This is a genomic window from Bradyrhizobium sp. NAS80.1 (assembly GCF_001908205.1).
Lineage (GTDB): Bacteria > Pseudomonadota > Alphaproteobacteria > Rhizobiales > Xanthobacteraceae > Bradyrhizobium.
In genome coordinates this window covers 1-2801 of sequence record NZ_LGHL01000326.1, presented here as the reverse complement: position 1 = coordinate 2801, position 2801 = coordinate 1, and the positions used below count along the sequence as shown (strand labels likewise).

The following is a 2801-nucleotide window of genomic DNA, read 5'->3' as shown; positions in this document are numbered from 1 at the left end:
CTTGCGCGCCAGCCGGGCCGGCCAGGCCGGGCTGCGGGCCATCACCAGGTGATTGATGCAGTGCATCGACAGCACCAGCGCGGTCGACGGACCGGCTTGGCCGATGATGCCGACGATGCGGGAGGCATCTCTTACGCCGGCGCCGGCGCCGCCGAGTGCGGCCGGCACCGTCAGCGACAGCAGACCGGCCTCCGAGAGCTCCCTGAAGTTCTCAAAGTGAAGCTGCCGTCGCGGTCATGCGCTGCCGCGCGCCCGGAGAAGGTCGCGGCAAGGCTTTGCGCGCGCGCGAAATAATCGGCCGCGGCCGGGACCGCCCTTTCCCGCGCGGCCGGGCTCCCTGAAGACGTCACCATGTGGCATCTAACCCCAAGAGGCCGAGGATCTGGCGGCGCAGATCCGCGAGATAAGGATCGCCGCGATGGCGCGGATAGGGCCAGTCGACCTGGATGTCGGCCTTGACCCGTGCCGGTCGGTCGCTGAAGACGATGACGCGGTTGGCGAGCACCAACGCTTCCTCAGCATCATGCGTCACCAAGAGCGTCGTAAAGCCCTTGCGCTGCCAGAGTGAGACGAGCTCGGCCTGCATGGTAATGCGGGTGAGCGAGTCGGGTTTGCCGAGCAGCTCGTCGAGGATCAGGATTTTTGGATCGTTGACCAGCGCGCGGGCAAGCGCGACGCGTTGCGCCATGCCGCCGGAGAGCTGATGCGGATAAGCATTGCGGAAGGAGGCAAGTCCGACGAGATCGAGCGCGCCATCGACGCGCTGGCGCTGGCTCTTGAGGATACCCTGGGCCTCCAGCCCGAGCGCGACATTGTCCCAGACCGAGCGCCAGGGAAACAGCGTCGGGTCCTGAAACACGACGACGCGCGACGGATGTGGGCGGGTAATGCGGGTCTCGTCTTCGCGCAGCGTTCCGGCCCTGGGCTTGTCGAGGGCTGCGTCCTATTATGATCGCGGACCTCTGACCATTGCGCAGACGAAGATTGCGACCGGCGATCTCCCTGAGCTATCCAAGATCAAGATCGTGGACTGATACGGCGCGAATTGGAAGGACGGCCACGAGTCTTTTGAGTTGGAGCCGAGCTGACTCTGGATCGGCGCTTTCCCTTCCCGGACGTCTTCCAAGGCCCGCACCCCCGTGGCCAAACTCTCGAAGCTGATGAAGCGCTCCGAAGGCTCATTGAGACAGAAGGCTCGCAGCCTTGGAGTTGGGCTGGGCCATCAGCGTTGAACGAAAAGGCCCCGGCGTGCTCACTCGCCGGGGACCTTCTACGCATTCGCGCCATTTCCCGCTTACACCAGTCGGCTCGCGCCCAAGGTGTTGGCGATCGAGCGTCGGCGAAGTAACATGCGCAAGCGAACTCGCATTTTCTAAGGTGAGTCGGCTCCGTGCACGACCATCATCGCCGACTCGCGAGCTCGGTAGCATCAGGGCATCTAGAAAAACCTAGCCTCTACTCACAGCGTTGACGCCGCTGCCACGATTTCGCCTCTGGGCGACCGGCTAATTCATCAGTGTCATGCAGCGATTCGCGTGAGGCATTGGGATGCCCGACTTGACGCGCTGGAACAGGCTAGCTCGCAGGGAGCAGTGAATTGTCATTAAGCTGTTCGGCGGAGGTTCCACGCATGGCGACAGCCTGATTGAGACGGTCAACCTCATGCGGCTGGGTCTCGTCACTAAGAACGGTTTAACCTCGGCCGGCCTTGAGGTCTTCGTCGCTGCTTTCAAAGCGCAACGTGACGCGCGTCAGCGGGAATTGCTGGCGTAAATCGCGCGGCGCTACCAGAACGGCAAGCCGGCTGCAAATCTCTCTACGTACCATGGACAGCGATTGGGCGCGACAGAAACAGGATCGCGTTAAAAGCGCTCGACCTGTCGAAATCCGCGGTGCCCCAAATAAGTGGCGGCAGTCGGCGGGCAATAGCATCGGCAGTGACGCGCGAACGACTGGAGCGCTCCACCCTTGTTCGGCATCCGCCGCCGAACCGGGAGTGGTTCCGGTTGACAGCAAACATGAGACAGGCCAGGTGACGCGTTGTGAGTCCGTCCCAAGTAGAAAAACCCCGGCATGGCTGCAGAGGTTTTCGCATTTCGTGGTTCGGCGTGACGCGGCTGGATCAGAAGTTCATGCCCCCATGCCGCCCATGCCGCCGCAGCCAGGCGTCGGCCCAATGCTTCGACAAACGACTCATATCGCTCGCGTCCTTTCGCCTGGGCTGCTGGTTGTGCCGTGTCAGGCAAAGGCGGAGTCGCCGTGAGCCAAAACCGGACGAACAGGGCTAGCGCCTCGTTCGGAATCGTAACGTGGCGTTCAAGGCGTTCGAACTGGCGGGTCAGACGGTCCAAACGCCGGCTGAGCGCTGCCTCCATTCGCTCCGAATTGTCTGGCGACAGAAACGTCGACAGCGCCGTCTCCACAACGAGCGCCTGAGCCACCCGCTTGCGGCTGGCATAGTCAGCAAGCTGAACAGCGAGGTCCGGCGGCAGACGAAACGTATGCTTGGTGCGCATGCTCTCTGCTCAGAGATCGAGACCGTCACCCGGATCCATTGCGGCTTGACGCGCAACGCTAGAGGCCTGTTTGCGAAGAACGCCGGCGCGCTGGACCTCGTCGTCACCTTCCTCATCGGCAACTGCCCTTTCCGTGCTGCGGTTCATCTCCACCTCTTCGTGCTGGCCGAGCTCCGGTTCTCACCGACGAGCGGAAGTACTTCGTCTCGGAAGCGTCAGTCTATCGGCTGCTGAAGGCGCATGACCTGATCACCAGTCCGGCCTATGTGGTGATCAAGGCCGCGG

At 62.7% G+C, this 2801-nt stretch carries 1 protein-coding gene and 3 pseudogenes; all 4 read right to left on the bottom strand.

Going from position 1 to position 2801, the window contains the following annotated elements; genetic code table 11:
* A pseudogene (locus AC629_RS50870) lies at positions 1-168 on the bottom strand (acyl-CoA dehydrogenase); the annotation flags it as partial.
* Between the two features lie 178 nt (positions 169-346).
* Positions 347-940 (bottom strand): annotated as a pseudogene (locus AC629_RS42785) (ABC transporter ATP-binding protein); the annotation flags it as partial.
* Positions 941-2159: 1219 nt separating this feature from the next.
* A pseudogene (locus AC629_RS49605) lies at positions 2160-2516 on the bottom strand (CopG family transcriptional regulator); the annotation flags it as partial.
* Positions 2517-2525: 9 nt separating this feature from the next.
* Positions 2526-2663, bottom strand: coding sequence for a hypothetical protein (locus AC629_RS49600; RefSeq protein WP_168195735.1), 138 nt, complete (start codon positions 2661-2663; stop codon positions 2526-2528).
* Positions 2664-2801: the final 138 nt, after the last annotated feature.

Bases quoted from the DNA above. Each gene is read 5' to 3' on its own strand.
- AC629_RS49600 (WP_168195735.1), bottom strand. From the start codon at position 2,663: ATGAACCGCAGCACGGAAAGGGCAGTTGCCGATGAGGAAGGTGACGAC.